The organism is Croceitalea dokdonensis DOKDO 023 (assembly GCF_001306415.1).
Classification (GTDB): domain Bacteria; phylum Bacteroidota; class Bacteroidia; order Flavobacteriales; family Flavobacteriaceae; genus Croceitalea; species Croceitalea dokdonensis.
Genome location: NZ_LDJX01000003.1, coordinates 126,073 through 152,695 on the forward strand (window position 1 = coordinate 126,073; position 26,623 = coordinate 152,695).

21 protein-coding genes are annotated in these 26,623 nt (G+C 42.1%); 9 read left to right on the top strand and 12 right to left on the bottom strand.

Going from position 1 to position 26,623, the window contains the following annotated elements:
- Positions 1–208 precede the first annotated feature (208 nt).
- Together I595_RS07565 and I595_RS07570 are read right to left on the bottom strand one after the other, a co-directional pair.
- Positions 209–637 carry a hypothetical protein gene (locus I595_RS07565; protein ID WP_054558828.1) on the bottom strand — a complete coding sequence of 143 codons (429 nt, stop codon included), beginning with the start codon at positions 635–637 and terminating at the stop codon, positions 209–211.
- Complete coding sequence (locus I595_RS07570) at positions 627–1,172, bottom strand: RNA polymerase sigma factor (RefSeq protein WP_054558829.1); 546 nt, start codon at positions 1,170–1,172, stop codon at positions 627–629. The genes I595_RS07565 and I595_RS07570 overlap by 11 nt, the downstream gene beginning before the upstream one ends.
- A 151-nt stretch (positions 1,173–1,323) precedes the next feature.
- On the opposite strand from I595_RS07570, the gene I595_RS07575 reads away from it, so the two are divergent.
- A complete protein-coding gene (locus I595_RS07575) occupies positions 1,324–2,298 on the top strand; it encodes a polyprenyl synthetase family protein (protein WP_054558830.1) in 975 nt (324 codons plus the stop codon).
- Here the strand turns inward: I595_RS07575 and I595_RS07580 are convergent.
- From I595_RS07580 to I595_RS07600, 5 genes are all read right to left on the bottom strand, one after another.
- Positions 2,295–3,434: a lycopene cyclase family protein gene (locus tag I595_RS07580; protein ID WP_054558831.1), complete on the bottom strand. Its 1,140-nt coding sequence runs from the start codon at positions 3,432–3,434 to the stop codon at positions 2,295–2,297. The two genes, I595_RS07575 and I595_RS07580, sit on opposite strands and share 4 nt — an antisense overlap.
- Positions 3,435–3,525: 91 nt before the next feature.
- A complete protein-coding gene (locus I595_RS07585) occupies positions 3,526–4,341 on the bottom strand; it encodes an alpha/beta fold hydrolase (protein ID WP_054558832.1) in 816 nt (271 codons plus the stop codon).
- A gap of 332 nt (positions 4,342–4,673) precedes the next feature.
- Positions 4,674–5,045, bottom strand: a complete 372-nt coding sequence (locus tag I595_RS07590; RefSeq protein WP_054558833.1) for a DUF2200 domain-containing protein — start codon at positions 5,043–5,045, stop codon at positions 4,674–4,676.
- A gap of 198 nt (positions 5,046–5,243) precedes the next feature.
- Positions 5,244–5,780, bottom strand: coding sequence for a thioredoxin family protein (locus I595_RS07595; protein ID WP_245628249.1), 537 nt, complete (start codon positions 5,778–5,780; stop codon positions 5,244–5,246).
- A gap of 165 nt (positions 5,781–5,945) precedes the next feature.
- A complete protein-coding gene (locus I595_RS07600) occupies positions 5,946–8,300 on the bottom strand; it encodes a TonB-dependent receptor (RefSeq protein ID WP_054558834.1) in 2,355 nt (784 codons plus the stop codon).
- A 94-nt stretch (positions 8,301–8,394) separates the two neighbouring features.
- Here I595_RS07600 and I595_RS07605 point away from each other — a divergent pair, with 94 nt between their 5' ends.
- The 8 genes from I595_RS07605 (at position 8,395) to I595_RS07640 (ending at position 21,115) form a co-directional block, all read left to right on the top strand.
- A complete protein-coding gene (locus I595_RS07605; protein ID WP_054558835.1) occupies positions 8,395–9,051 on the top strand; it encodes a metal-dependent transcriptional regulator in 657 nt (218 codons plus the stop codon).
- On the top strand, positions 9,051–9,872 hold the full coding sequence (locus tag I595_RS07610; RefSeq protein ID WP_054558836.1) for a ZIP family metal transporter: 822 nt from the start codon (positions 9,051–9,053) through the stop codon (positions 9,870–9,872). The genes I595_RS07605 and I595_RS07610 overlap by 1 nt, the downstream gene beginning before the upstream one ends.
- Positions 9,873–10,005: 133 nt before the next feature.
- The gene (locus tag I595_RS07615) at positions 10,006–10,989 is read left to right on the top strand and encodes an endo alpha-1,4 polygalactosaminidase (protein ID WP_172675916.1); all 984 of its coding nucleotides are present in this window, start codon (positions 10,006–10,008) and stop codon (positions 10,987–10,989) included.
- Positions 10,990–11,120: 131 nt separating this feature from the next.
- A complete protein-coding gene (gene pelF / locus I595_RS07620) occupies positions 11,121–12,734 on the top strand; it encodes a GT4 family glycosyltransferase PelF (protein WP_157449684.1) in 1,614 nt (537 codons plus the stop codon).
- Between the two features lie 11 nt (positions 12,735–12,745).
- Positions 12,746–14,329 (top strand): hypothetical protein, encoded by a 1,584-nt coding sequence (locus I595_RS07625; RefSeq protein ID WP_054558838.1) that lies wholly within the window; start codon positions 12,746–12,748, stop codon positions 14,327–14,329.
- Positions 14,330–14,336: 7 nt separating this feature from the next.
- Positions 14,337–15,122, top strand: a complete 786-nt coding sequence (locus tag I595_RS07630; RefSeq protein WP_172675917.1) for an endo alpha-1,4 polygalactosaminidase — start codon at positions 14,337–14,339, stop codon at positions 15,120–15,122.
- 4 nt (positions 15,123–15,126) lie between these two features.
- Positions 15,127–17,124, top strand: coding sequence for a hypothetical protein (locus I595_RS07635; protein ID WP_054558840.1), 1,998 nt, complete (start codon positions 15,127–15,129; stop codon positions 17,122–17,124).
- A complete protein-coding gene (locus I595_RS07640) occupies positions 17,108–21,115 on the top strand; it encodes a DUF2194 domain-containing protein (RefSeq protein WP_054558841.1) in 4,008 nt (1,335 codons plus the stop codon). Before I595_RS07635 ends, I595_RS07640 begins: the two co-directional genes overlap by 17 nt.
- 112 nt (positions 21,116–21,227) lie before the next feature.
- Here I595_RS07640 and I595_RS07645 read toward each other — a convergent pair whose 3' ends face one another.
- The 5 genes from I595_RS07645 to I595_RS07665 all read right to left on the bottom strand — a co-directional run bounded on the left by I595_RS07645 (position 21,228) and on the right by I595_RS07665 (position 26,622).
- Positions 21,228–22,727: an amidohydrolase family protein gene (locus tag I595_RS07645; protein ID WP_172675918.1), complete on the bottom strand. Its 1,500-nt coding sequence runs from the start codon at positions 22,725–22,727 to the stop codon at positions 21,228–21,230.
- A 300-nt stretch (positions 22,728–23,027) separates the two neighbouring features.
- A complete protein-coding gene (locus tag I595_RS07650; protein ID WP_083467529.1) occupies positions 23,028–23,801 on the bottom strand; it encodes a prohibitin family protein in 774 nt (257 codons plus the stop codon).
- A gap of 386 nt (positions 23,802–24,187) precedes the next feature.
- Positions 24,188–24,673 carry a hypothetical protein gene (locus I595_RS07655; protein WP_054558844.1) on the bottom strand — a complete coding sequence of 162 codons (486 nt, stop codon included), beginning with the start codon at positions 24,671–24,673 and terminating at the stop codon, positions 24,188–24,190.
- 9 nt (positions 24,674–24,682) lie between these two features.
- Positions 24,683–25,441: an SDR family NAD(P)-dependent oxidoreductase gene (locus I595_RS07660; protein WP_054558845.1), complete on the bottom strand. Its 759-nt coding sequence runs from the start codon at positions 25,439–25,441 to the stop codon at positions 24,683–24,685.
- Positions 25,442–25,452: 11 nt separating this feature from the next.
- Positions 25,453–26,622 (bottom strand): S41 family peptidase, encoded by a 1,170-nt coding sequence (locus tag I595_RS07665; protein ID WP_157449685.1) that lies wholly within the window; start codon positions 26,620–26,622, stop codon positions 25,453–25,455.
- Between the last annotated feature and the right edge of the window lies 1 nt (position 26,623).

Sequence of the window (26,623 nt, forward strand, 5' to 3'; positions counted from 1 at the left end):
TTAACCTTGTGTGATTTTTCAGTAATTCCAACTATCAAGTCACTTTATAAGCTTAGGCAATACCATTGGTAAGGAGTAAAACTAGCCTGTTGTGTTTTTGTACGGGTCAGATAACTTTCGCCCTTTATTCTCGGAATTTATTTGGCTCGTATTTATGGCTAGCCCAAGACTCCAAAAAAATAACTTGTGACGATATCGATTTTGATTGTTATTGCTTTGGGTTTTCTTCTTCATTTTTTCCTTTTTCCAGTTTACTTAAATAATTTTCAAACGCCTGTTCTCCTTCGCTCTTCCAAAACTCATCATAATGCTTCCATTTAGAAAACTCGTTTCTCATTGGTCCACACTTGCGTGTCAAGGGTCTGTTTTTGGGCATTCCTTTTTTGCCAGGTCCACCGCTGCCAAAACCAAAGAATATTTTGGCAAGCACAATGAGGCCTACCGCTTGCCAATAACCAATGGTTGATAGGCTAAATAGCTCTGGCATAAGCCAGTTCCAAAGGCGCATGACCACGTAGCCCACCAAAAAGACAATGAGCGCCCCAAAGCATATGGCGAAAATGATTTTCACCCCTTTTTTTACGTAGTTGGTTACTTGGTTTTTTACCTGATGTTCCATTTGATGTTTACTTTTCATACGCGTAGTTTTTATGTTTTTCCAATTTCTTTAATAGTAAGGATATGGCCCTATGCCTTCTAGACATTAAGGTTCCTTGGGAAATGCCGGTTTCCTCTGAGATTTCCCGGTAGCTATACCCCTCAAAATCCATAGCTAGAATAATATCGCGGTAGGCTGGTTTCAATTCGTTTATTTCAATTTTAAGGATGGTCTTTAGTTCTTCCGTATAGGATAGTTCAGAACCGCTGTAAAAGGAGGCAGCAAAGTCCGTCCATAGTGCTTCAATTTCTTTTTCGCCCCTAATACGGATTTTCTTTCCCCTCATCACATCAATCACCCTGTTTTTTAGAGCGCTGTACACAAAACCGGGAATATTATTGATGGGTACAGCGTCCAAGGGCCTTGAGAACAATCGCACTGCAACATCTTGAATAATATCTTCGGCCTCGGCATCCACAGTTTCATCTATTCTGGACCGTACATAATTCTTAAGTGCCGAATATTCATCGGTAAAGAATTCTTTTATGGACGGATTGTTGGTTATGGATTCCATTTAAGGTTGTTATGTTGCACCTCACCCCTAAAGACGATGAAATACAAATCCATTGCATCTTTTTTACTTTTTTTTAAAAATGCAGCTGCTAATTAGACTATCACACAATCAATTTGTAACAATGACCGTATTTTTGAACAAATTTTAAAGCATGCAATCCATAGCATTTTATCAAGAAGAGTTTGTCTCCTATCTTGAAAAAAGAAATCAGATTAAAGAGCCCAGAAACCTATACGAGCCTGTAGCCTATATTCTTGGTTTGGGCGGCAAACGCTTACGTCCGGTACTCACCTTAATGGCAGCGGATTTTTTTGGAGGGAACCATAAAGATGCTCTTGCTGCCGCCATGGCCGTTGAGGTGTTCCATAATTTTTCCTTGGTGCATGATGATATTATGGATGATGCGCCCCTGCGGCGTGGCAACCCTACCGTGCATGAAAAATGGGATGTGAACACCGGTATACTTTCTGGGGATGCGATGCTGATTAACTCGTATCAACTTTTTGAGCAGTATGATGATGCTACCTTTGCCCGGTTGGTCCGCCTCTTTAGTGCAACTGCCATAGAGGTTTGCGAGGGGCAGCAGTACGATGTTGATTTTGAAACACGGGATGATGTTAGCATCCCCGAGTATTTAAAGATGATAGAATATAAAACCGCTGTTTTGGTGGCCTGCGCCTTAAAAATTGGTGCCATTGTTGCCGGTGCACCAGAACGGCAGCAAAATTTGATCTACGATTTTGGCAGAAATCTTGGCATCGCCTTTCAGATTCAAGATGATTATTTGGATGCCTTTGGCGATCCAAAAACCTTTGGCAAGCAAATAGGTGGTGATATCATAGAGAATAAAAAAACCTTCCTGTACCTAAAAGCATTGGAAAATGGGAACAAAGAACAGCAAAAGCAGCTGTTGGACCTGTATTCCATCCAACCCAATAACCCAGAGGGTAAGATTTTTGCCGTTAAAGAGGTTTTTACATCCACTGCCGCCGTGCAAGCAACCGCAGAGGCCATTGAAGCCTATACCCTAAAAGCATTTGAAGCGCTTGATCAAATAGATCTGCCTAAAGAACGCAAAGCGATATTGGTAGAATTTGGAAATAACCTGATGAAGCGTACCACCTAAAAAACCCTTCCCAACAAGGCTTTAATAAAAGGCCACGGGTTGGGGGCCATCATAATAAACACATCTTCCACCAAAGAAGTTTCCTCATCTAAAAATTTGAAAATGAGTTGGGGTTTTCTGTTCTTAAAAAGAGATTCAAAAATAGGTTGCCCTAAGGAATTGTCCCGGTGCAGTATATCCAATAGTAAAAGGTCATAAAACCAAAAGCGGCTTTTGGTGGAAAAACTGATGGGTTCTTTTCCGCGCTTTAAGTGGGCCACAAGTGCCTTTACGTTTTTTTGGCTTTTTTTAAAGGTGTATCCCGTGCTTGCCTTGGCCCAACCACCCGCCATGCCTATGTTGAAAATAGGTTCGGAATTGTGCTGGCCAAAATCATAACAGGTCATGGGGATGTTACCGCGTTCCGTTTCCGTAATATCAAAAGTACCGGCATTTTTATCCTTTAGGTACTCTTTAATGGCATCTTCATATTCTGCCTTTGGAAGGGGAGTTTCGGAAAATAAGGTGTATTCCACCAATGCCTCCGTCTCGGAAAACGGTAAAACATACATAAAACGGGTATTTCCCTTTTGCGGAATGGAAAAATCCATGAACGTTGCTTCATCAATCTTAAAAATGGGCCTTTCGGTCTTAACAAACCAGCCCAAAAAATGCTGTTGTAGAATGGGAAATCCGGTGTCTTTTTTAAAGTTCCGATAATCAAAAATACTATTGAATACTTGCTTGGTTTGGTAGTTGTCCTTGCCAGTTACCAGTACGCTGCCATCTTCCAAAGGCGTGATATCCGTTACCTCTTCTTGGATAAATGTAATATTTGGATAGTCCCTAAGTTTGGAGAGATAGTAATTGTAGAAATCCAATCCCCTGACCATTTTATATTGGTACGGGGCAATGGCGGAAGATTGTCTTAATTTTTTACCGGCAAAGTATACCTTGGGCCACGTTTTGTGGACCATAGCGTCAAATTCTCCCTTTCCAGTTTCCCAAAAACACCAAGTACGGTCATTTTTCTTTTTATCGTCCTTATCTAGAATAGCGATTTTTTTATCCACAAAATAAGGGTCGCTTCCAAGGGCATCGGCCAAAAGCAGGCCGGACGCACCGGCACCAATGATAATGTAGTCGTACTTGGGCATTGGTCAAAAGTACGCAAAGAAATGCAGCCCTTTGATCTTGTTGTAAGGAAGTCCTATTTTTTTTACTGTAGGTTGAATTAAATACCTTGGTTTAATTGGATAAAAACGCGACTCCCTGGGCAATAACACTGTCCGTTCTTAGGATACGGAAGTGGCCGGTACCCTCTACTTCTAAAAGGGTGGACGCTTTCCAATGTTGGTGAACATTTCTGGCACGTTCAATTGGGGTCGCCGTATCGTTTTTGTCATGAAGGATAAGGGCTTGTTTTACGTTAATATGTTTTACAAATTCACTAACGCTTAAGGCGTTTACATCGGTACCTGTTTCCCGTTGTAATTTTAAGATAAGACGTTGTTTTACGGCATTGGTTATGCCCGTCATCCCACAAACATCATCAATACGTTCGGAGAATTTATCCGGCACGGTAAAGAGGAGGTAATTGTCTATGGCGATATCTTGGTTTTTATATAGCGCGTAGGTAGTGGCCACACCACCAAAGGAGTGACTTATCAAATTTTTTACCTCAAACTTTTTAAGTAGGGCAATGACGAGTTCCGTAAACTGGAATGGACTGGTGCGGCCTTTTGAGCTATAGCCATGTGAGGGTGCATCAAAGCCATAAACGGTAAAGCCTCTCTTGATAAGCGCTTCAATAATTTCGGAAAAATTACCCGCCTGCCCTTCCCAGCCATGGATTAATAGCACACTTTTTTCACCGCCTTCCCAGGTATAGCATTGAATGGTAAATCCTTGGAACATAAAGGGCACTTTTGTGGCCTTATTTAAAGTACTTTCTTCATGGGTCCTTAATTTCCGCAACTGTGGATTGGTAAGCTGATCATATGCAAACCGGGTAAGCCGCCTTGGGAATAATTGGCAAGCTAGGCGTGTCAGGGTTTTTTTCATGAATCTAATATGGTTTATCTTCTAATGACACCATGGCCATGTATAACACCGTAGTTCTTAAATCCTTTCTTAGCTAACCTTTCTTACAAGATGTAAAAATGAATCTTCATCTAGGGTCATTTAACATTTAACCTCCGTATACATGCATCGCGGTTTGTTTTTAAGGAACATCTAGGTCCGGAGTATTGATGTTTTAGGTTATCCATAGTTGGTGTTAAAGGCCAAAATAGTACTTTCTGCAGAATTGGTATTTACCGAAAAGCAGCTTAAGCCATTTGGTATGCTGTAAACAGCTGTAAGTTCAACCTTTATTTTGCCTTGGATTTGGTGTGTCAATTCTTTTCTTGACGCAATATTTTTTCCATTTTTTTTCCCTTGGCCAGTTCGTCCACCAGTTTGTCCAGATACCGTACTTGCCTGTAGGGTTCAAATTCAATTTCCTCTACCCGATACCCACAAATAACACCCGTGATTAGGTGGGCATTGGGATGGATGGAAGCCTTTTTAAAAAACTCGGCAAAAGAGGTTTTTTTCCTGATAAACTCTTGTAAGCTTTCCTCACTAAAACCGGTAAGCCATTGGATTACGGAATGCAGTTCCTCTTTGGTTCTCCCCTTTTTTTCAATTTTATTGACGTAGTGTGGATACACCGAGGAAAAGGTCATTTTTCCGATTTTTTCGTTTTTTTCTGCGGTGACTACCATGGTTTATATGCATTTGTATGTTGCATTAGTTTTTTTAGAAAGTTACCCTTTTTTTTTGGTTCATTCTAAAGTCTACCTGGGATAAGGGTTGGTTTGGGTATAGGAAAACAGCGTTCGGTCAAAGGTTTTGAGTAGCTTTAAAGCCGCCTTTAAACGTGCAGGTCATTTTTCTGTTTTTCCTTATAAATCCTTTGGTTGTTATTGCAGATGCTGTTCCAAAACCTCCTGTAGGGCCTTTGGGGACAGGTAGTTAAAGTAACGGGCCTTTACCTGGAATTTTTCATTGAGCACAACCATGGCTGGCAATGAGAATGGCTGTTCTTCCCGGCTTGCCAATAGTAGTGCCATATCATGAATGGGATTTCTGCTTTTCCCAATAAACCGGTTGGTTAGTGTTGTGCCCTCAAACACAATGGTATCTTGGGTCTGCGCATTCATTTTAACGGCATAATAGTGCTTGTTTAGCTCGGAAACCACCTCCTTATTTTTAAAAGCCGCGACATCCATTTTTTTGCAGTACACACACCAATCTGCATAAAAACTGATGAATACCTTTTTAGGTTGTATGGCCAAGGAATCCTCCAATTGTTCAAAAGTTAGCCAATTGATGGATGTTTCTTGGGCCGTAGCAAGTTGCGGTACCGTAAGGTTTAGAAGCAAGAAAAATACCAGAAACAACTTATAACCACCCTTTAAAGGAGGATCAGGTAGGGCGGTATATTTCCTTTTGGGCAAGGAGGGGCAATTAACAAGGCACTTTGCCTCATCCCTACGGTGAGATAACCCGGGATTTTTAGTTAAGTCCGTTTGGGATATGCGGCAATTGCACATGGTACGTCTTTTGAAGTGCCGCATGGTTAAAATCCATTCATTTGGTTTGGAATACAGCTGTGTTTCATTCTAGTGAAATTTACCAAATTTTAATCCCAAAAAGAAGGTTCTGGGTGCATCCGGGCCATAGACATAATCAGAATCTCTAGTAGGGCCTACATCAAAATCGTCCTGAAAGCTATTGAAGAGATTGGTGACCCCGCCAGAAACGGTCACCATAAAATCGTCGTTAAAATCAAAATGGGACTCTAATTTAAGGTTGAGGTCAAAGAAGGTTCCAGATTCGTTCAAGGCCAAGAATCCCGTTTCGCTTATGACCCGTGGTACCGTCATATTACCGGTGTAGGTACCCGTTATGTCCACGTTAAAGGCCTTATTGGGAATCCAGGTGGAATTAAAATAGCCATAAAAATTGGGAACGCGAACAAATTGTTCCACGGATAAATCCGATTCCCCTACAGTGCCATCACTCTCAAAAAGCAATTGGGGGGCGTCCCATTGGGCACGTTGCAGGGTGCCGCCCACTTGAAATTGCCAATTGGGGTTTGGGGAGAGCCCAAATTCAAAATTGGCCCCAAACACTCGGGCACCCTCACCATTGCGGACTTCCTCCAAAATGGCCCCGTTTTCCAAAACTGCCCCTGTGCTCACCAAGGTAAAAGGGTTTTCCAAGGTGGTATAAAATCCTTCTATCAAAAAATCCATTTGGAGTACGTTCACGGTCTTTGCATAATTCAAGGAGCCGGTAAATGCATTGGAATATTCGGTCTCCAATCCTTCCGATAGAATAACGAATTGCGGCTCGCCGCCCACACTGGAGATATGCAAGTCTTCATTAAACGCCTGTGGTGCCCTAAATCCCCTGGCATAGCCACCGCGCACCCTTAAGGATTCCGTAAGCTTGTATGACAGCGTGAGGCGGGGGGAAACGGCAGTTTGGTCCAAATCCACATTACGTGATATACCACCAATGGTATAATCTCCATTGACGCTGACGCGGTCCAGACGACCGCCCAACATGGCCGTAAAGTTGGAAGTAGGTTTCCATTCGTACTGGGCATAGCCGCCCAAGGCTTGTACGTTTTGGTCAATGGTCCTGTTATATCCCGGTATTTGGTCCTCTGTGGAGTTAATGTTAAGCTCGGCACCTGTCGTTAAAACATCATCGTTCTTAAACGTTTTGTTCCACTGTAGCCCATTGACCCAGGCAAGGTCTTTTGTAGTTCCAAAGGCATTATTGGCGGTGATACTGTCTTGTTTGGTTCTTCCACCGCCCAATCCGCCATAGTAACTGTCCCTGTTGGTGTAGGAGGCAGATGTGTATGCCTGAAATTTACGTGTGTTTTCTGGGTTGTTGATTTCGTAATCTATCCCACCAATAAAAGTGTCATGGTCCAGTTCTTCCGTGATGTCCGTAAATTGGGGAGCAAGGTCCAAGCGATCACCGCCCCTTCTGTATTCCCGTATGGCATTGAGGTTCATAGAGAGCCTGCTCAGGTCCGTTGGTCTCACAAACCCCTTGGCACCCACCGTGGTGTTCCTTATCTCTACCAGTTCCGTAAAGCCATCATCATTGGCATCAAACGCATCCCGATTTCTGTAGGTACCAAAAAGTGTCACCCCGCTATTCAGGTCGTCTGCCACGTTAGAGGTATTAAAGTTCACCATGCGATCTATTGCCTTACCGCCAATACTGGCCAAGCTGCTCCCTATTTCCCAGGTGTTGAGAACAGGGTCTTTGGTGATGATGTTCACCGTACCTGCAATGGCATTGGAACCATACAGGGCAGAACCTCCGCTGCGCACTACTTCCACACGTTCAATGGTATTGGTAGGTATTTGTTCCAGTCCATAAACCCCAAGTAAGGAGGTATAAATTGGTCTACTGTTTAATAATATTTGGGTGTAACCACCATCCAGACCATTTAAGCGTACCTGGGTAAAGCCGCAATTTTGGCAGTTGGTCTCCACGCGCACCCCTGGGGTAAAGTTTAGCCCCTCTGCCACCGTTAAGGATTGTGTTGCGGTAAACAGCCTTGGTTTTAAGGTAGATACCACTACGGGCGCGCTACGCCTCTCCACACGGTTTCTAGTGGCGCTTACTACAACCTCCTCCAGGCCTAGGATGTCTAGGACCAAAGAGATGTTTAGGATTTGGGCTTCGCTTTCGGTTATGGAAATGGTTCTTTTTACGGTACGGTATCCTTGGGCCTGCACCACTACGGTCACATCCCCTGCCGTTAGCCTAAAACTGTAGTTCCCGTCTTTATCGGCCACGGTACCATAGTTGGTGTTTTGTACATAAATGCTGGCAAAGGGTACGCCTTCCCCATTATGGGTTATGGTGCCTGAAAGGGTGGCGGATTGCCCCCAGAGGATTTGCCCTATGGCCAATAGAACTATCAATATATATTTTTTAATCATCAAAATTAAAATTTAGACAAATCTAAAAATATGTTTTTATAAATAAAAATGTATTTTTGGTGAAAGCTATTTGCGAGGCCTTAATTTTTTTTGGATGACACGAGCAGAAGAAAACTACATCAAAGCCATTTTTCATTTGGGGGGTCATGGAGGGACGCTAATTTCTACCAATGCCCTTGCCGCTGAAATGGAGACCAAACCTTCCTCAGTTACGGATATGGCTAAAAGATTAGGGGACAAACAGCTACTGGACTATGTGCCTTACCAAGGGGTTTGCCTTACCCAAAAAGGAGTTAAAACGGCTCTGGCAGTGATTAGAAAACACCGCCTTTGGGAAGTATTTTTGGTAAAGAAGTTGGATTTTACATGGGATGAGGTGCACGAGGTAGCGGAACAATTAGAGCATATCAAAAGTGAAAAATTGATAGATAAGCTTGATGCCCTATTGGATTTTCCCAAATATGATCCCCATGGAGATCCCATTCCCACCAAAAACGGGGAATTTTTAGAACGGGATAAAGAACTCTTAAGTGACATTCCCATTCCCTCCTCCGGAATCTGTTTGGGGGTCAAGGATACCTCGGCCAGTTTTTTAAAGTTCTTGGATAAAAACCGCATTGCATTGGGAGATAAGATAACCGTGATGGAAAAAGAAGCTTTTGATGATTCCCTCCGCATTAAAATAGGGAATCGGGAGCTTCAGATATCCAATCAAATAGCCACCAACCTGTATGTTAAAATAGAAGCCTGATGGAACAGATAATAGCCTATTTTGAAGCAATAAATCCCATTTTAGGTGCATTTTACGCTACTCTTTTTACCTGGGGACTAACGGCTGCCGGTGCCGGATTGGTTTTTTTATTTAAAAACCCAAGTAGGGCTCTCATGGATGCCATGTTGGGTTTTACCGGCGGTGTTATGGTGGCTGCAAGTTTTTGGAGTTTGTTGGCCCCCGGCATAGAGATGAGTCCAGGGGAAGGCTTTGTTAAGGTGATTCCTGCGGCGGTTGGATTTCTGTTGGGTGCTTTTTTCCTGTTTGGGTTGGATAAGGTACTGCCTCATTTACACCTAAATTTTAAGGAGGCCGAAGCAGAGGGAATTAAATCGCCTTGGCATAGGACTACCTTGCTCACCTTGGCCATAACACTTCATAATATACCAGAGGGTTTGGCAGTGGGTGTTCTTTTTGGGGGCGTTGCCGCCGGATTTGACGGGACTACCATTGGGGGTGCCGTAGCCCTGGCCTTGGGTATTGGCCTTCAGAATTTTCCAGAGGGCTTCGCAGTAGCCATGCCCCTTAGAAGGCAAGGCCTATCTAGAAGGCGAAGTTTTCTGTACGGCCAGGCTTCCGCAATTGTGGAACCCATAGCTGCGGTCATTGGAGCGTGGGCGGTCATCACCTTTCAGCCCATTTTGCCATATGCCTTGGCCTTTGCTGCCGGTGCCATGATTTTTGTGGTCGTGGAAGAAGTAATACCGGAAACACAGCAGGACAAACATTCAGATGTTGCCGTGATGGGGTTTATCGGTGGGTTTATTGTGATGATGACCCTAGACGTAGGACTTGGCTAAAACACCATCCAACTGTTAGCATGACTTGTTTTAATGACCAATCATCAAAATCAAACATATTCTCCCAATGATGTTTACCTTTGTTCCCTAAGTTTAATTCATGTACGTCAAAAGCATTTTTAAATTCTTGATTATGGGTTTTGCAGTTCTAAACTGCTCCCAAAAGGGTAACTTGGATACGGATGAGGAAGTATCTGTGGTTAATAACCTGTTTTACAGAGATGAAATGCGCACGTTTATCCAGAATATTAGTGCACATGCCAAGGCTAAAAAACCGGGTTTTGCCATTATTCCGCAAAATGGCATTGAACTCGTAACCACCAACGGGCTGCCCACAAGTGCTATAGAAATGGACTATTTAAGCAGTATTGATGCCCATGGGCAGGAATCCTTGTTTTATGGGGATACACGGGATAACGGTAAGACAAAGGAATCACGTTCCACCTATTTAATGAATCTCCTGGACATCTCAAAGAATACCGGGAATACGATTATTGTAACCGATTATTGTAGCACTGAGAGTAAGGTGGATGATAGCTATGCATTAAACCTACAACACGGTTATGTAGGATTTGCGGCCGATGATAGAAACTTGACCACAATACCTGCATACCCCCAAGAGCCTATTTTGGTGAACGATGAAAATATCCAAGACATCCAAAGCGTAAAAAACCATATTTTTCTTTTAAACTACGCAAAGTTCCCAACCAAGGAAGCATTGATTGCCGCCTTAAAGAATACCAATTATGATCTTTTGGTATTGGATGCCTTTTTTAATGATGGTTCGCCCTTTACCGCGGATGATGTAGCCCAATTAAAACAAAAACAGAACGGTGGGGACCGGCTGGTGGTGAGCTATATGTCTATTGGAGAGGCCGAGGATTATAGGGGATATTGGGACCTGAATTGGGATTTTGAGGCACCGGATTGGCTCGGAGAGGAAAACCCAAGATGGAAGGGAAATTACAAGGTAAAATATTGGGACCAAGACTGGCAAGACCTTATTGCGTTTTCAGAAACTTCATACCTCAACGGTATCATAAATGCAGGTTTTGATGGCGTCTATATGGACATCGTCGATGCTTTTGAACATTTTGAGGAATTAGAGGGAAACTAGTCTTGTAAGAAAACTTGGAACAACCTTCCCTTCAAAGGATAATTTTACCTTTGGTCTTGCAAAATTGATAGCACCATACTTCTGTGCTTTTTTTGTAAGTACGTTTAGAACTGACCGTTAACGTACATACTTTGGAGCACAAAAAAAATGTCTTATTAATTACTGAGGGCACCTATCCGTATATGGGTGGGGGTGTATCCACATGGGCGCATCACCTTACCCAACGTATCACCGGGTACGATTTTTCCATTTATTCCCTAAATGCGGATGTGGTAGATGAACCAAAGTTTGTATTGGGCAGTTCTGTCAAAGAGGTGCTACAAGTACCCATGTGGGCACCAGAAGAACCCTATGACTGTGTAGATTACAACCAGAAATATTCCCAAATCTTACTTAGGCGGGAACGAACCAATGCTGCGGTAATCATTAACCGCTTTCTACCACACTTTAAAAAATTTTTAGCATATACCTTTTTTCCTGAAACTACGCAGGACGATGCTGAACAAAGTGGCTTGCTGGAGGCCTTTCAACGAATGTGGTCATTTTTTGAAGTCTATGATTATAAAACCACGATGGTCAGTGAACAGGTTTGGAGTTGTTTTAAGAACAATTTAATTGCCCATTGGCCAAAGCAGGAAATGGCAGGGGTAAAATTAATGGATTTGACCATGGCGCTCCGTTTGCTGTTCAGGTACCTGATACCTTTGGCCATTAAAGTGCCCAAGTCCGATGTTTCCCACCTTACCATTGCCGGTATTGGGATTATCCCGGCCTTAAAGCAAAAACAACAATTTGGCAATCCTATCATATTAACGGAACATGGGGTGTTTATTCGCGAGCGAATGATAGCGATAAGCAATACGGATTATTCCCAATTTTTAAAGAAGGTTTTGATTCGTTTTTCTGAGGCAATGACCAGACTTACCTATGCCCAAAGCGATAAAATTATCTCCGTAAGTAAGTTTAACGTCATTTGGGAACAACGTTATGGTGCAGATGTCTCAAGAATACAGGTAATCTACAACGGTGTGGACCATCAATTATTTGCCCCGCAAGAGGATAGCACAAAAAAAGAAAGACCTACCGTTGTTGCGGCTGCAAGAATCTTTGAGCTCAAGGATATTTTAACGATGATCAAAACCTGTGCCTACGTAAAAAAAACCATCCCTAATGTTCATTTTCTGGTTTATGGTGATAAAACTGCGGTTCCGGATTATACACAAAGCTGTGAAGCAATGATTGCAAAATTGGGGGTAAAAGCCAATTTTAGTTTGGCGGGTTACCATGATACCCCAAGTGCTCTTTTTCATGAGGGCGATATCTCCATTCTCACCTCCATATCCGAGGGTTTCCCTTTTACGGTCATTGAATCCATGAGTTGCGGCATTCCTATTGTTGCAACAGATGTGGGTGGGGTTGCTGAGGCCATTGAAGACGGTGTTACTGGTTTTATTTGCAAACCTAAAGACCATAAAAGCCTTGGAAAAAGGGTCGTTCAGTTATTGGATGATGTTAAACTAAGGGAACAGATGGGTGCCAATGCCAGGAACAAGGTTTTGGAATCCTTTACCATTGAGAAGTTTACGGAATCCTTCTCTAACGCTTATGCGGAGGTGCTGGACACCCCTAAACTTAAATCACTAAAGAAAAAAGATAAAGGCAAAAAAAATAAGAAAGACAAGAAAGGCAGTAAAGACAGGAAAAAGAAGCAAAAGAAATCAACTAAATCAGTACAAACGATTTAATCATCATCCGGTTGGGCAGAAAAAAGAATTTTGAAAAGCTAAAGAAGAAAACCTTTCAACGGGTAGGTATTCCTGTTGGGGAGTGGACCGTTTTGGCCACCATAGAATCCTTTGGCATACGGGAGGTGGATGCAAAACCGGATTATGGCTATGATTCCTTAGTAGAATTGGCTCATGCCATAGAGGAGTCTATTGCAGGAAATACCAAGGATTGGCAGAAAGCTTCTAAAAATGGCAGTAAACTCTATCCAGTAAATGCCTACATGCAGGTGCCGGTAAACTGGTTTTTTCAATATTATATCTCTGGTCTCGTACAATTGTTCCCAATCCTTATCCAGATTATCGCCATTATTTATTTTAATTATTCACTTTGGACCTATTTGGATTTTAACCTGTATCAATCTACCGCCGTGGTACTGGGCGTCATTTTAGGTTTTGTCATCTCTGGTGGGTTTGTACAGGTTATAGGTAGGCAGTCCTTCTTTTACTGGCAGCACAAAAAATACGATAAAGCCAAAGATGTTATTTATACCTTTTTAAGGTTGGGAGCAAAAGGTATGGTATTGGCTCTTTTGGTATTGATTGCCGTTAATTTCTTCTTTAATTTATATACCCAACGTTTTATGTTGGTTTTGGTGGTCTATGCTTTTCTGGTAGGATTTTTACTCATTACTTTGGCTCCCTTTCATCCTTTGAACAAAAGATCGATCATAACCTTGAGTATTTCCGTGGCCACCATTCTGGCCTTGGTGCTTTTTAAGTTTACGGACCTTCATGTTTATTTTACCCACTGGTTAGGTATTGGCGTGGCCATTTTAATTAACCTCCTTTGTTTAAAGGCCTATCTGCCAAAGCAAAAAATTAGCGAAACCGTAGTACAACGGCCTAGAAAATTAATGGTGGCCTACAAAACCTATCGGTATTTCTTTTATGGAATACTCATATTTGTGTTTTTCTTTATTGATCGTTTGTTGGCTTGGTCCGTGAACACGGATTTAAACAGTGCATTTATTTTTCAATATGAAAAAAACTACGAGATCGGTATGGACTTGGCCATTCTCATGTTCTTTTCACTCGCGGGAGTTTTGGAATACGCCATCAGTACTTACAGTCGTTTGTTGGATCAATGGCAAAAGTCCTTTACTGTTTTGGAGGCCAACCGTTTTAACCAAAAGTTTAAACAGCTGTACAATCGCCATCTCCTAGTATTTCTGGTGACCAGTGTGGTGGCAGGTTTGTTGATCTATCTCATCATTACCCAACCCTGGGGCTACCTAGCAAATTTTGGGGTAGAGGTACCCCTTTTGAGCATCCATGTTTGTCTTGTAGGGGCAATAGGCTATGTTTTTCTCACTTTGGGAATGATGAACGTTCTGTACATGTTTACGCTTAACCGTTCCAAAGAAGGCTTAAACGCCTTGATTGTGGCTACGTTGGCCAACTTTATCATAGGGTTCTTAAGTAGCCGGTTTATAAGTTATGAATATAGTGTTGTGGGCTTATTGTTTGGAGCTATGGTCTTTATGGTAATGACAACCCATTCCGTAAAAAAATTCTTTAAAAAAATGGATTACGAATACTATGCGGCATATTAAAATGGTTATGGTCACACTCCTTTTCGCGGTCTTTGCAAAGGCACAACATACTCCCGTTGTTCCATCCACCTTTGTTGTATGCTACGGGAAAGTGTACCCTTCGCAACTTAGTGGTATAGAACTGGCCATAGTGGAGCCTGGTCATTATGATGAAAAAGGGGTAAAAAGGTTAAAGGCAACTGGCGCCAGAATCCTGGCATACCTAAGCTTGACAGAAATAAATACTGCCCACCCAAAGTTTAGGCGTTTGCGTTCATATTGTGTACAGCGTAATGAAAATTGGAACAGCTATTACATTGATATTGGAAACCCAGCCGCACAGGACATCTTGGTGGAACATGCCAAGGATTTAATGAAACTGGGCTACGACGGACTTTTTTTTGACAATTTGGACAATACCAACCTATGGGGCAAGCTGAGCCATCAGCAGCAAGAGCTTGAATATTTGGTACAACGACTAAGAGATCATTTTCCAAAAACAACATTTGTCCAGAACGGCGGGTTTCATTTATCCAAAGAAACCCAGAATAAGACGGATTATGTCCTAGTGGAGTCCGTGGTAACCACTTATGATTTTAAGAACCAGAGGTATCTAATTCGGGATTATGAAGATTTTTTGCAGCGCTTGGCACTGATTGAAAAGTACCAACAAACCTATAACAAACCAGTATTGGCTGTAGAATACCAAAAAGATAATACCAAGCATAAATTGATAAGAAGAAGGTTGGAAGGATTTTCCACATCAGTGTTCATAACAACTATAGACCTCCAAGAAATACCTAAACAAGGATAGTAAAATGCTCAACAAGATCGTAGACAACATTACGGCAGCACCGCTAAGACTAATTTTATTGGTCTTGGCCTTTTTTGTCCTGCACCAATTGTTGACCAGACAGAATATGGCTAAGTATGACTATCGTTTCTTTTTGGTTCGTTTCTCTATTTATGGTGCACTTACTCTTATTTCAATCTTTTTGCTGATACAGTTAAATATGTACCATATTTTTTCTGTGCTGGCGCTTTTATTGGTTTTAATTGGTCTTAGGTACTTTAATTTAAGGGAGCTTATTGCCTATTCCCAAAGTGGTGGTAGGTTTAGAAGGGCCACTCTTCTGGGTTTTTTCAGGTTTATTGAAAAAAGGGAGACCATTGTTAAAAAGAACTTTAAAAACATGCTCACCGTTTTAAGGCCTAAAAAGGTGGATTATGGTTTTTTCCTTATTCTGATGGTTGGAATAAGTGCCGTAATCGCAAGGGTGGTCTTTTTGGAAAATGATGTGTACACCTTTTCAAATCTATGGGTGCAAACATTGGAAATAGTTAAAAACTTTGATAATAACCAATGGTTTGTACGTGGGCGCAGTCAGGTAGTGGGGGAGCTGGCAGCTATGAATTTCTACGCCAACCTTGTTGGTATCAGCAAAGAAATGGCCATATATACCTTTGGATTGTTAGAGAGTTTTCTAATGGCCGCCTTTGTGTTCTATACCGTTAATGCCCTTACCAATTCTAGGTATTTTGCACCTTTGGTAGCCGGTATTTCGTTTGCATGTCTTTTTGCGTTTTTACCCATAAATATCAATACCCTTTTTCAGCATTCATCTATTTACCTGAGCTTGCTGTTTGCATTGCCGTTACTTATTTTTTCTTTGATTCCCGCGGAATTGGGAATGCTAAAGAGACGGTATTTTAAAATACAATTGGCCTTGGCCATCGCCACAGCGTTTACGGATTTCTATGTCATGTTCATTATTTTACCTGTCTTTTTTGTAGTGGCATGGGCCGTGAATTTTGGTAAGAAAAGTATTGGGCAGACAGTTCTGGCCTATTTGGGAGGAGTGGTCTTTGTCCTGTCCTTTAAAGTTGTGGTTAGCTTTATAAAAAACATCGATTTTTTAACCTATTTTTTGGGGAATATCATTGTCTTTGAAAGTTATAGCTATACACCTCAGTTGTTGGTATCGGAAAGCCAATTGGGGGTGTTGTTCATCGCGCTTGGACTATCCGCTTTGTTTGCCGCCCTTGTGTTGTCGATCTTCTTCAAGGCTAAAAAGCGCGCTGCCCTAACCTTTATTTTATTCTACCTGGCACTGCTTGTCATCAACAGCTTAGAGGTTTCTTGGTTAGATGCCGATTTATTTAACCAAACCCTTACGGTTTTGGTACCCATTATCATAGGATTTAACGTCTCGTTATTTGGCAAGTTAGTAGAAAAATTGAGCCCTACCCTCACTTATGTTTATAGTGCCGTGGTGGCAGGAATAATGATTTTTTTAATATTTCAGGGCTATTCCCATAGCCTCAGGGGCCAAAAGTTTCAAGATGTAAACAAGTTAAAAATAGACTTGTTAAAGGTGTATGACCAATTGTCTACCTATCAAATGAAAAATAGTTATGCCATTGTCAATGAGGCTTATGGGGTAAAACTCAGTGGTAAGGAACATATTTTTATCAATTACAGCGACTTTTTGGAAAACTATCTGGAAAGGGATTCCGTGTATCACCAAATTAAGGAAGACGTAAGGCTGTTGAATGAAAATCCTGAGTATATCCTTCCCAGCAGTGTTTTTGTGTTTATTTCGGATACCACCCGTACCAACGCAAAGGACTACTTTTTAAAAACACCGGGGGAGGTAGCCAATGCATTAAACACACAATTGCAACAACTAAAAAACAGGGGCAGGCAGGTGAACACCTACTACACCTCAGAACAGTTAAAAGTACTGGAAATTGTTAACAACGCTAATGGCAGCAACTTAAATGACATGATTTTTGCCTATGAAAAGGATAAGTAAAGCCATACTACCTTTGGTAATGATGCTCTGGGTCGTCTCCTGTAAGACGACCACGGACGCCTATGGTGATTTTGAGACCTTGGTAAAGAGTGGGGAGGCTCCATTGGTCACCCTATTGGTGGATGATGTAGAGCATGTCCAAGAGGACCCCTTTACTCAAATAAAGAAAGCCGCGGATTACGCAAAAATAGCGGTCACGGAAAAACCTATGAGCGTTTTTAACACATACGGAAAAATAGCACCGTCTACCCGTATCATTTGTATAGAAGATACCTACCCCATTAGTGATATGGCGGTAGATTCCTTGCACACTTTTGTGGCAAAAGGCGGTACGTTGTTTTTGGCCAAGACCACCTTTGATGAACGTATGGTATTTTTAATGGGGCTGTCCCCCAGCTATAAAATGGTTGCGGATACAGAGGCCACGGGAATAAAGTTTAAGGAAAATGTACTTCCGGAAATGGCGGGTTTGCACATTGTAGAGGACACAAAGCACACCGGCCTAAGAGGGGAAAACTTCTCCCAGCGTACCAAAGTCTTGGCAACAGCCTTGAATTCTGATGATTTTCCGGTGATTACCTTAAATAATGTCGGTAATGGAAAAGTGGTGCTTTTTAATTCTGTTTTAGATTTTGATAAGCGTACAAGGGGCCTGGTGTTTGCGCAACTTCTCGCAGGGTTGGAAGGTGTTCCATATCCAGTGGCCAATGTGGCCAACATCCATTTGGATGATTTTCCCGCTCCGGTATACGATATTTACAAAGAACCGGTAAAGACACAAATGGGCTTAAACATGTCGGACTATGTAACCAATGTCTGGTGGCCAGATATGCAAGATTTAGCACGTAAACATGACTTAAAATATACGGCATACCCTGCTTTTGATTACAACTATAGTGTAAGTCCGCCATTTATTTTTGAAGAATGGGAAGCCAATAGGTTCAACAAAAATGACTATGATCAGGAAATTAGCGGATGGCTGGGCAGGGATGTGCTTAGGAAGGGTCACGAACTTGGTTTTCACGGGTATAATCATGTTTCCCTTACCCAATATGAATGGGATCAACCAGATTATATGGTTACCGCGCTAAATGCTGCCGCCAAAAAATGGAAAACCTCAAAATTTAGGAACCTACCAACTTCCTATGTACCTCCGTCCAATATTATAGACAGTTTGGGCTTGGCAAAACTTAAAGAAGGTATGCCCTCCTTAAAGTATATGCAAAGTATTTATTTGGGCAAGCGGGAAGACGGCGGAAATAGGGAGTTTGAACCAGACCCCTACAATCCCCATTTTTTTGATGTTCCAAGGATTTCTAGTGGTTATTTTTTGAAGGATAAATCAAAATTCAATATATCCTCCTTGTTTTTGCTTACCGGTATTTGGACGCATTTTGTGCACCCGGATGATGTTTTCCAAATTCCCGATGGGAGCAACGCAACCACGGCAGGAAGTTATGGGTATAGAAACCCGGAAGAGTTGCCTTGGCGCACCTTTAAAGGCAAAAAAGGACTTTTGGAAACTTTTGATGGTGAACTTACCCTTTTTAAGGAACATTACCCACTTACCAGGTTTATGACGGCCACAGCTGCTGCGGAGTCCATTGTTAAATGGAGGTATGCTTACTATCAACATATAAATAAAGATGGCCTTTATGCTGTGTTGAGCGATGATTTCATGGACGACGAAAAATTTGAGAATTACTGGTTTACCTACGTGAGCGAGGCAAATGATGCCCTTTTTGAGCGCAACTTGGAAAGCGAGGTGATGTTCTACCACAAATCCAAATTTTTAGATGGATATCTTTATCAGATAAAGACAGATGGTGCCTTTATATCCTTGGTGGATTTAAAATATGAGAATCAGGGCAATGAACAACAGCTTAGTGCCATCATAGAGGAAGAGCGCCAAAAGTTTCAGCGGGCAAAATTTGATCTTCTTCCCTTTTTGACCAGGTTAGAAGAGCTTAAAAACCTAGGGGAGTACAACACTGCCGCCAGTTTGGTGGAAAAGGAGGTAAAAAACGGAAAAAACCTGCCCTTGGCAGAATGGATGACTTACGCCCAGCTCCTGTCTTGGCAAAATAATCCAGGACGTTTTTGGTCCTTTTTAGAGGAAACGTATCAAGACAACCCGTCCAACAATTTAATTTATTTGGCCTTAAAGGCCGATAAAACCTATGGTGTGCCAACCCAAGACATCTCGGAAAGATGGCTCTCCCGTGCCATTGGGGCCAACTTGGGCGGCTTGCCCATTTTACGGGAGTATGCCCAGTCTTTTGATACAGAGGGGAACCAAGAAAACATAAAACAGACCTTGTTCAAAATTTATAAGCTCACCGGTAATGATGACGATCAGTTGGCGTACTTGCGTTATTTGGTAGATTCCAAGGATGCCAATCTTATCACGGAGCTCAACAATGCGGTTCCTTGCAGTGGTAAATTAAGCGATATAGCTTATGATATTGCATGGGCCTATGCAGATAACTTTGATTTTAACGCTGCTTACCAATGGTCTAAATGCAGCACCCAAATAGATAGGGAAACTGCTGATGATTGGTTCTACAAATCCAAATATTTTGAAGAATTAAAGGACAAGGAACCCTACACGTATTTTGGCATTTTATTGCGTACCGATGAGAATAGGGCTTTTAAGGAATTGGAGTTGGTACAGATATGTACAAGGGAGCTAAGGCCACTGGCAGGCCAAATTGCAGAGTTGTTTGGGGATAATGAGGACTACCGGGGTGCCGTTGCATGGTCCAAATGCGCTAAGACCGTACCCGTAAAAAAATTGATGCTATGGCAATACGAATTAAAAAACTATGTGCAGGTAAAAAAAATCTACCAGCATTATATCATTGAGCATCCCAAAGCCTATGATGTCATGACGCAAATGGCCCGTATCCATTTATACATGGGAGATTTACAATCAATGGCAAAATTGGTGGCACAATTACCTCCAAGTACAGACTTTGTGCAGCTGCGGGGGCTCCTCAACAAAAATATTGAGTATGCAGATTTAAAGTTAAAGAAGCATCTTATTTATACCTATGATGCACTTTTTAGTGAAAAGACCAAAAAAGAGATCAAAGAAGAAATAAGGGTTCAGCGTGGGAATGATTTCTTTTTTCAGGGCAGTTCCATGAATGATCGTTTTGACCCCACCCAACTGGAGTTTACGGGAGGGTACGATCTCATAGACAAAAGAGAGAACATCCATAGGCTCGCGGGGGTTCGGGGCTTTGTGTTCCCCATCAATTTTATTACCAATGAACCAGATAATCTTGAGCGTAATTTAATAGGCTTGCAGTATGGCTTTACCAAAAAACTGAATGAAAAAAATGAAGTGGGCCTTATGGCAAGGGTAGAGGGGGATAATGCCAACAACACCTTTTTACAGGCCGGTGCTTCTTGGAACCGTACTGGCTCCAATACCTTTTTGGCCACACAGTTAACTTACCGTCCGGTACAGACCGGTCCGGGTTACGTGCGCAATATTTACCAGACCTTATTTTCATTGTATGCAGAGCTGGGAACCACCAACCGTATCAAACCAATTTTCACTTTAGAGGGCAATCAGTACTCAGATGATAATATGGATGCGACTGTCAACACCAGGATTGAGGCCCAATTAATAAAAGGAGCTGTTTTGGAGCTAACACCCTTGGTAGAAGGTGCGTATTCCCTGGCTACGGATGATCTTCGAGATGGCTTTCCATACTGGATGGCAGATAATCGCTTGATTGCTGGTGGAGGCTTGGCACTTCGTCTTGGGAAATTGGAGAGCAAGTTCTATTTGGATACCAGTGCCACGTTGTTTTACGAAAATCAGGGGGAACCCACTTTTGAAAGATATTTGGCAAATTTAAACGTAAAGATCAAAAAGTATTTTACGGTCTCCGCAGGGGCGGAATTCTATACCATAGAAAGCTTTTTTTCCAACGCCTTTAACTTAGGTCTCAAATATGATATCAGTCCTTTAAAATAGATGGCTTTTTAAGCGGTACACTTTAAACCTGGTAGACCAAGAACTTTCTTGATAGGAAAAACGTACTCTATTTCCCACTTTAACACCTCAAGAATAGCGATAAGAAGCAATACTAAAAGCCATCTATTGGAATAGATCGGGATTCGTTATTACGTTCCCTCACCGCCCTTAGCATATTGTCCAAGGTCTCCTTGGGATACCATCTGCCTTTGGAGATTACCCCTTCTATAGTTCTGGTATTGCCTATTTGGCTAAGCGGATTTTCTGAAAGCAATACCAAATCTGCATCAAGTCCGCTGGCGATACTGCCGGTATTGTTGCCCATCCATGCAGAGGCTTTTTTGGTTGCTGCCTCCAAAACCGCTCTAGGGTCCATTCCGGCCTCTTGCAGGCTGGTAAGCTCATCGTGCAAGGAGAAACCGGGTACGGTAACGGGGCAGTTGGCATCGGTACCCGGCAAAACGGTAACCCCATTGGCCACCATGGACCGTAATAGGATTTCATTGGCTTTGGCATAGGTTTGCCAGTAAATTTTGCTGTCCTCTTTTTCCTTGGGGCTCATGCCTTCCGGCCATCTATATATATTCACCTTTGGTAACCAGCCCAACCCCCTTGAGGTGATTGGGGTCCCTTCTATCAAGCCCGTATTTGCATACGTTAAACGAACCTCTGACAGTAGCTTGGGCAGATCAGCTTTTTGTCGGACAAAACTTTGCATTAACCACAGGGTAGAAGTCACCGTAATGCCCTTTGCTGCAATCTGCTTGGATAGTTGATTACCACGGCTTTGCACATAGGCCAAAAATTCTTGGGCGTTTTCACTGGTATAGCCGCCAAATTCACGGTTCAGGAATTTCATGAACTCCTCAATATGGGCCACTTCCTTTTGATTGGATTGCCATAAATCCTCCAAGGATACCTCCAACGGAATATGGCCTACCAAGCGGATGCCTTGTTCACGGGATTGCTCACTAACCATTAGGTAATGTTCCCTATCTAAAAAGGTGCCTATTTTCAATCCATCAAATCCCTTGCTTTTTAGTGTTTTAATTTTAGCAGCTACCTCGGTACCTTCATCAATGGCTATAACGGGTTGGGTCCATTCTGTCATATATTTTTTAAAGCCGCGGTAAGAATTCATTTTTTTAGAACAAATGAACAACTCCGGTCCTGGACGCTCACCTTTTATAATGTCGGCCTTCCATTGCAAATGTTGCTCAGTTCCCGTCATTTCCCTTATTCCCGTTACCCCATTGGCCAAATAAAGCAGTAGGTCATTTGGACTTCGCAACAGGTGCGCGTGGGAGTCTATAAGTCCTGGAATTAAGTATTTATCGGTTCCGTCAAGGATTACGGCATCATCTATTGCTGGTGAAATGGAATCTACGGACCGGATTTTCCCCCCTGATATATAGACAAATTGCCCTGGAACCATAACCAAGCTATCCGTGGAAAAAATGGATACATTGCGGATAAGGACGTTTTCTTGGGGTCGCTTAAACTGGTTGCTATCTACTTGCCCAACATGGCTTCCATACATCGCATTTAGTTCATAATCAATATAAAAATAGCTTACGAGCAGGCCTATGAGCCCAACTAAAAGTATTCCCAAAAACCACGTTTTAATTTGTTTTGCCTTTATCATGTTCTGGTTTTCTAAAATGTGCCATAAACTTAAGCTTTTTACTCCATCATCGGATACCCAAGGTGCATCGCCTTAAAAGGAAGTCTCGTTGCATTTGCCATAGCTCCTTTAGAGACGCACCATGATGCCCGCTACCCTTGGAAAAGACAAAAAAATCCTAATGCCCTTACTTGAATAATTTAAGGGCATTAGGATGTGAACAAATTAGGTATGAAGCTATACCGTTGTTAGGTGCGGCAATGTCTGCTACAAGCTATCCATTAGCGCTTACTTGGGGTCTGGTGTAATAAGCATTGGCGTTTTGCCATCGGTAACGATTATTTTACTATTGGGGGATTTGGAAAGTTCCCTAAAGGCCTCAATGCTTCGTATTTGTATGATTTCTTTGGTTAAACCCTCCGATAGAATTTTTTGGGCATCCCGCTCTCCTTCCGCTTCAATAATTTTTCTGTCTGCCTCTAGGCGTGCCTGCTGCAGGATAAATTCCATCCGCATCGCATCTTGTTCCGCCTGTAATTTTTGCTCTATGGAAGTAGAAAGGCCTCTTGGTAATTGAATGCTTTTCATCAGTACGGCCTCTATGATAATACCTTGGATTTTTAGGGTTTCGTCCATTTTTTCCATGATGGCCTGTTCAATCTCGGCACGTTTTCCGGAATGCATATCTTTTGCAAAAAACTGCGAACAGACATCTGCTGATGCAGACCGAAAAACACTGGTGACAATTTCAGGATAATTTGGACCAATGTTTTGAAGGATTTCCGCGACCTTGGCAGTTTCTAGCCGGTATAAAATGGAAATTTCAGAATCCACGCTCAATCCTTCCTTACTGGGCAATCTTAGAAAAAGTTCTAAGTTATTGGTCTGGATGGAGGCCTTTACCACCCGAGTGGTAAATGGATTAAAGGTGATGGTGCCCTGTGTAGTGATTTCATTGTCAAACTCGCCCAATCTTTGCTTTACCCCAGCCTCACCTGGCCTTATTACGGCACAGCTGGTGAAAAGTAGCGTGCAACCTAAAATGCCTAAAGTTGATCTCATAGTCATCTGATTTTATGTTTTACTCGATAATCGAGTGTTTATATACTTGGATCCAAGTAAGAACACCATCTACATTACACGGTTAAACCCAATGATGTCTGGCAGGACCCGTCTTCTTTTTCATAGCCTATTTTGGCTAAGGAAAGATAAAATGAAAAGAGGTGTACTTTTGTTAAAGCCCTCATAATGGAGTGGTAACTTTACCAGTTATTTAACAAATTTTATGCCGCTAAAGGAAGAAACAAAAGAAAGTGTCCGTTCTTATCAAAAAGAAATAAGACAATTTAGTTAGGTCCACCTTTTTCTTGCTTGCGGATTAGGAAATGAGGCCAGGAAATACGTAAATAAACCTAGTTAGAAAAAGAAGGTTTTGATGCCTAAGTAATCTAGGGTTCTGTGGTCTTTAATTGATCTAAAAGCTGGCCGTAATCATACTGCAGATCTTCATGCAGAACATCTATTTTCTTTTCTACATAACCCAACTGCCTTTGGTATAGATTCATTAGGGTAGCGTTTCTGGTAATGGGCGGATGCATGTGCTTCATCTTTTTACAAAAATAAAGGAGAAGGACAACTTCAGTTTCCTTGTTCCCGGAATACCGCACGTATTTTTTAAGGGTCCTAAGGATTTTACGAACGCTTTTTTTAATGTAAAAGTAACTAGAGGTATTGATAAGGTTAAACTGCTGGTCTACCTCTTCTTTTACCGCATTTACATAGCCCTCTTCATGCTCAGCTTCAAATAACAGATAGGTAAGCAATTCCTTGTTTTCCTTTTTAAACCTGGCTAATTTAAGACATAATTGCAACAGCTCATCTGGATTGCGATGTTGCAGTTCTTTTTTAAGTTGGGCTACGGTTGCTGCTTTCATCGTACCAACTTAACTCCTTAAATAACTTGCACCATTTACGTCAATAATGGTCCCTGAAGAATAGGCGGCTCCCTCGGAAGCTAAAAATAGGATGGCATGGGCCACTTCTTTGGGTTGTGCCATGCGTTTAAATGGAGATTCCCTCAACAGGTTTTCACGTTCAGCAGGGGTTAGGGTTATGGCGGCCATCTCCGTTTCCGTAAATCCAGGGGCAACTACGCCAACATAAATTTGGTAAGGGGCCAATTTTTTGGCCAAGGATTGGCTCATGGCGTTTAATGCCGCCTTACTTGCGCCATAGGCAGGTTTTGTAGGTTCTCCACGAAACGCTCCCCTTGAGGAAACGTTCACAATATGTCCTCCGCCAGATGTCATCATGGCCTGGGCAGCCCAGTAACTGGTATTGGCAACGGCAAAAAGATTGGTTTTAAAAGTTTGTTCCCAAGCATAAGTCCAATCCTCAAAACCTACCTCGTCCAAATCGTGGAAGATGGAGATTCCCGCATTGTTCACCAAAACGTCCAATTTGCCGTATTGGGTTACAAAATCCTGTATAAGGGCTTTGGTTTCTTCTTTTTTGGAGACATCATAAGCAAATAAGGAATGGCCAGTGCCTTTAAGCTCTGCAAGGGTTTTATTGGCCTCTTCCGTATTATTTCTGTAATTGATGCCAACCTTTGCACCTTTTTCCGCAAATGCCAATGCGGTAGCTTTGCCAATTCCCCGTGATGCACCCGTTATAAGAATATTTTTGTTCGTGAAATCCATGCTGTTTGGTATTAATGTGCGTTTATAAATTCCATAGTTTGTGTAATCCAATCCCGGTCATACTCCAATAGCATATCTGGTTCAATTCCCTTGGACTCAAATGGCAGATATTCCTTATGTCTTTTTGAAGTTACAATGGCTACAAACTTGCCACATCCCAGCGGGTTGGAAATGTTCTTTTTTAATTCATAGGCTAAGGTGCCCTGTGTACGATCACCAAGAATGGTGGTATTGGGCAATTGCTTTAGTTTTAACGTAAACTGTTCCGCATTACTTGCTGTATTATGGTTGATAAGGACGTAAAGCTTATTGTTCTGGGCATATGTAGTTAGTAGCTCCAATAAGATATTGGAGTTGCGCTCCCCACCACCTGTATTGTCCCGTAAATCTACGATGAGGTGTTTCTTTGTGAGCTTGTCTTGGAGTGAGGCATAAAAGGCCTCGGCATCAGCTAGTTTTGGGTAAAACGAACTAAAACTACCTGTTTTTATGTAGCTTATGGCATTATCCAGTTCTTTTTTAATAAACAGGGAATCTGGCTCTGGTGCCAAGTGGAACGCTTGGGCTTCCTTATTTTTCCTTAACCCTAATTTTAGAAACATCCCGTGTTTAATGCGCTCGGAAACGGCCACGATGCGCTTGCTTTTTCCTTGTCCAAAAATGGCCAAATGTAAATCTTTACCGTATGGGAGCAAGGTATACATGATGTCGCCTGCGTCCCAATTGGGAAGTTGGGAGGCAAGAATTACACCAATATATGTTTCTTGTTCTTTATACAGGCCCAAAGTTACATACTTGGGGAGGCTATAAACCCCTTCTATAGCAGTAAAAGGCTTGGCCGCCAACGCCTGTTCCAAACTATCCAAATTCATTTTGGTTTTCTGAATTTTCACCGCGTTTTTATCGGCTAAGCCAAAAATATTGCTATGGTTGTCATTTAGGCCAAGCGCCAATCTGTTGAGCAGGACCAAACAGTCATAATCCAAGGAAACCTTCCCCACTATAGATTGGAGCTTTAGATGGTTTTCCTCATACGCTTTTTTGTGATCCTTGTACGCCGGTGTTTTGCGCAGCAATAGGTTCAACTGGTCAAAATCGGTTTTGCAACGGCAATCCTGTGCTTTTACGGTATTCCCGATAAGAATACCCATTAAAACCATACAATAGATAGTGTGCTTCAAC

Excerpts from the sequence above, each read along its gene's own strand:
- I595_RS07565 (WP_054558828.1), bottom strand. The coding sequence starts at position 637 with ATGAAAAGTAAACATCAAATGGAACATCAGGTAAAAAACCAAGTAACC.
- I595_RS07570 (WP_054558829.1), bottom strand. The coding sequence starts at position 1,172 with ATGGAATCCATAACCAACAATCCGTCCATAAAAGAATTCTTTACCGAT.
- I595_RS07575 (WP_054558830.1), top strand. The coding sequence starts at position 1,324 with ATGCAATCCATAGCATTTTATCAAGAAGAGTTTGTCTCCTATCTTGAA.
- I595_RS07580 (WP_054558831.1), bottom strand. The coding sequence starts at position 3,434 with ATGCCCAAGTACGACTACATTATCATTGGTGCCGGTGCGTCCGGCCTG.
- I595_RS07585 (WP_054558832.1), bottom strand. The coding sequence starts at position 4,341 with ATGAAAAAAACCCTGACACGCCTAGCTTGCCAATTATTCCCAAGGCGG.
- I595_RS07590 (WP_054558833.1), bottom strand. The coding sequence starts at position 5,045 with ATGGTAGTCACCGCAGAAAAAAACGAAAAAATCGGAAAAATGACCTTT.
- I595_RS07600 (WP_054558834.1), bottom strand. The coding sequence starts at position 8,300 with ATGATTAAAAAATATATATTGATAGTTCTATTGGCCATAGGGCAAATC.
- I595_RS07605 (WP_054558835.1), top strand. The coding sequence starts at position 8,395 with ATGACACGAGCAGAAGAAAACTACATCAAAGCCATTTTTCATTTGGGG.
- I595_RS07610 (WP_054558836.1), top strand. The coding sequence starts at position 9,051 with ATGGAACAGATAATAGCCTATTTTGAAGCAATAAATCCCATTTTAGGT.
- I595_RS07615 (WP_172675916.1), top strand. The coding sequence starts at position 10,006 with ATGGGTTTTGCAGTTCTAAACTGCTCCCAAAAGGGTAACTTGGATACG.
- I595_RS07630 (WP_172675917.1), top strand. The coding sequence starts at position 14,337 with ATGGTCACACTCCTTTTCGCGGTCTTTGCAAAGGCACAACATACTCCC.
- I595_RS07635 (WP_054558840.1), top strand. The coding sequence starts at position 15,127 with ATGCTCAACAAGATCGTAGACAACATTACGGCAGCACCGCTAAGACTA.
- I595_RS07640 (WP_054558841.1), top strand. The coding sequence starts at position 17,108 with ATGAAAAGGATAAGTAAAGCCATACTACCTTTGGTAATGATGCTCTGG.
- I595_RS07650 (WP_083467529.1), bottom strand. The coding sequence starts at position 23,801 with ATGAGATCAACTTTAGGCATTTTAGGTTGCACGCTACTTTTCACCAGC.
- I595_RS07655 (WP_054558844.1), bottom strand. The coding sequence starts at position 24,673 with ATGAAAGCAGCAACCGTAGCCCAACTTAAAAAAGAACTGCAACATCGC.
- I595_RS07660 (WP_054558845.1), bottom strand. The coding sequence starts at position 25,441 with ATGGATTTCACGAACAAAAATATTCTTATAACGGGTGCATCACGGGGA.